We start from the raw sequence: 2228 nt of genomic DNA, 5'->3' as shown, positions 1-2228 counted from the left end.
CGCTCAAAAGCTCGTCCAGGGTGCTGATGCTGTCGTTCATCCGTCGTCTCCTCGAATGCCGTCCCCGCGACCCATAAATAGGGAGACAATGATGGCCCGCCAATGACGCTTTGCCGGCTATCTCGTGTCGATTTGGATTAAATTTTGGCCATGCTTGCGCTCTCCCCTGGCCCTTGGCGCTGCGCGTCGATCCATTTCCTTCCACAACAAGGGGAGAAGGGAAAAATTAGCCTGGCGGAGGGGCGCCTTCGTATTTCGGCAGGCTGTCATCGAGCACCACCCAGGGCTGCCTCGAGCCCGTGAAAATATGCATTTGCGGCTTGAAAACCGTGGGATCGTCGAGCCATGCGAGTGGGGGTTAAGCGATGACGCCGAAAGCCGTCATCGCTTCCATGGAATGGCCGGCTGCCCGCTAACAGCCGGCGGCTTTGGCGTTCACTCCGTTTCGCCGACGACCTCGTCCCAGGTTTTGACCTTGGTCTGGCCGTTGAGGAACGGCAGCGCGGCGGCCGTCAGTTCGGGGGCGAAGAAAGTGTCGTAGTGGGTGCGGTTGGGCAGGATCGCCAGGCGGTTCTGCGACAGGTTCTCGCGCATCCAGCCGGCATCCTTCAGCCCGCCGCCGAGCATCTGATAGAACTTGATCTCGTGTTCGGGCTTGTACATATCGCTGTCGCCATAGACCAGCATGACCGGCATCTTCAGCTTGGCGACGTCGGCCGAGTAATCGCGGTTCTGACGCATGAAGCCGCCCAGCGCATCGAGGAGCTTCGGGAACTCCTCAGGATGCGGCGCCACGGCGACGTAGGATTTGTACATCGGCGTGTCCTTCATGAACTCAGCCGCGGCCGCGCTCACCTGTGCCTGCTGGGGACGCATCTCGTCATAGAAGCCGTCCGTGGCGTAGCCCGTCGATACCAGGACGAGGCGGCGTACCGCTTCGGGATGCTGGACGGCCATGCGGAAGGCGACGCCGCCGCCCAGCGAGTAGCCCATGAGATCGACCTGATCGTAACCGAGCGCCTTGACGATGGCGGCCATGTCGTCGCCCATCGCCTCCACGGTGAATGGGCGGTCGCCCAGCGCGGTGCGACCGTGACCCTGCAGGTCGACGCCGATGACGGTGCGGTTTTCGGCAAGTTTCGGCAGGATCGGCGCGAACATATCCGTGGTGCCGAGACCGCCATGCAGCAGAAGCAGCGGCTCGCCCTTGCCATAGATGGCATAATAATAATTCAGGCCGTTGATCGGCAGCAGGCCGGACTTTTCCGGCTTCGGCAGTGCGTTCGTCTCAGTCGTCATGGCGGGTTTTGTCTCCTCCGCATTGGTGGTGCCTGGGCAGCCAACGAGCGCTGCAACCGAAGCAAGAATGGCGAAAAACAGGGTTTTGGACATATCGATCTCCTCTCGTCATGCCGGTATCAGAGCGTCATGCGGATCAAAGCGTTTTGGCGAGTTCTTCGAGCTGGTCGGCGCACTGTCCCCAACCCTCGTGGAAACCCATCTTCTCATGCTTTTCGCGGTCGGCGACGCTCCAGTGCCTGACCCGAGCGATGTAGCGGGTCTTGCCGTTGCCCTCGTCCTCGAAGGTCAGCGCGACGGTCATGAACGGCTTTTCCGAAGGCTGCCAAGCCTCTGTGTAGGCGTCGGTGAGGACGATCTTCCTGCCGGGAACGACTTCGAGGAAGACTCCCGGGTTGGGGAATTCGTTGCCGTCCGGGCTAGCCATGACGACAAGGCTCGAGCCGCCGGTGCGCACATCCATCTCGGCGCGCGGCGTCGTCCACGGCTTTGGCGAGAACCAGCGCGTAATCAGTTTCGGGTCGGTCCAGCAGCGATAGACGTTCTCGCGCGGTGCATCGATGATGCGGGCGAGAACCAGTTCACGGTCATTGGTGGGGGCGATGTCGAGCTTGATGGTCATGATGGCGTCCTGCGTTTGATCTGGCTTCCGTCCCAAGGACGAGCCGATGAACCGCAAACCGACATCGGCCAGTGAAAAAATGTCGGCACCGTCTCGATGGGCCCAAGGCGTTCCCCACCTTCGTCATCCACGGGCGGAGCAGGAGCGGAGCTCCGTCGCGGAGACCCGAGGATCCATGCCGCGACCGTTGTCGAGGAATGCAGCGGAGCAAGAATTCCGCACCGTCGTGACGCGTTGGAGTCGCGGCATGGATCCTCGGGTCTGCGCCGCGTCGCTGCGCTCCTTGCTCCGCTGCATTCCTCGACAA

At 61.7% G+C, this 2228-nt stretch carries 2 protein-coding genes and 1 pseudogene; all 3 read right to left on the bottom strand.

Annotation, left to right across the window (positions count from 1 at the left end):
• Positions 1-226: 226 nt before the first annotated feature.
• Positions 227-343 (bottom strand): annotated as a pseudogene (locus EN939_RS39880) (GFA family protein); the annotation flags it as partial.
• A 92-nt stretch (positions 344-435) separates the two neighbouring features.
• The gene (locus EN939_RS31005; protein ID WP_127269869.1) at positions 436-1392 is read right to left on the bottom strand and encodes an alpha/beta fold hydrolase; all 957 of its coding nucleotides are present in this window, start codon (positions 1390-1392) and stop codon (positions 436-438) included.
• Between the two features lie 43 nt (positions 1393-1435).
• Positions 1436-1921 (bottom strand): SRPBCC family protein, encoded by a 486-nt coding sequence (locus tag EN939_RS31000; RefSeq protein WP_127271434.1) that lies wholly within the window; start codon positions 1919-1921, stop codon positions 1436-1438.
• Positions 1922-2228: the final 307 nt, after the last annotated feature.

This window comes from Mesorhizobium sp. M7A.F.Ca.CA.002.05.1.1, assembly GCF_003998335.1.
Taxonomy (GTDB): domain Bacteria; phylum Pseudomonadota; class Alphaproteobacteria; order Rhizobiales; family Rhizobiaceae; genus Mesorhizobium.
Note: the sequence above shows the minus strand (reverse complement) of the source record. Positions and strands in the feature narration are given on the sequence as shown.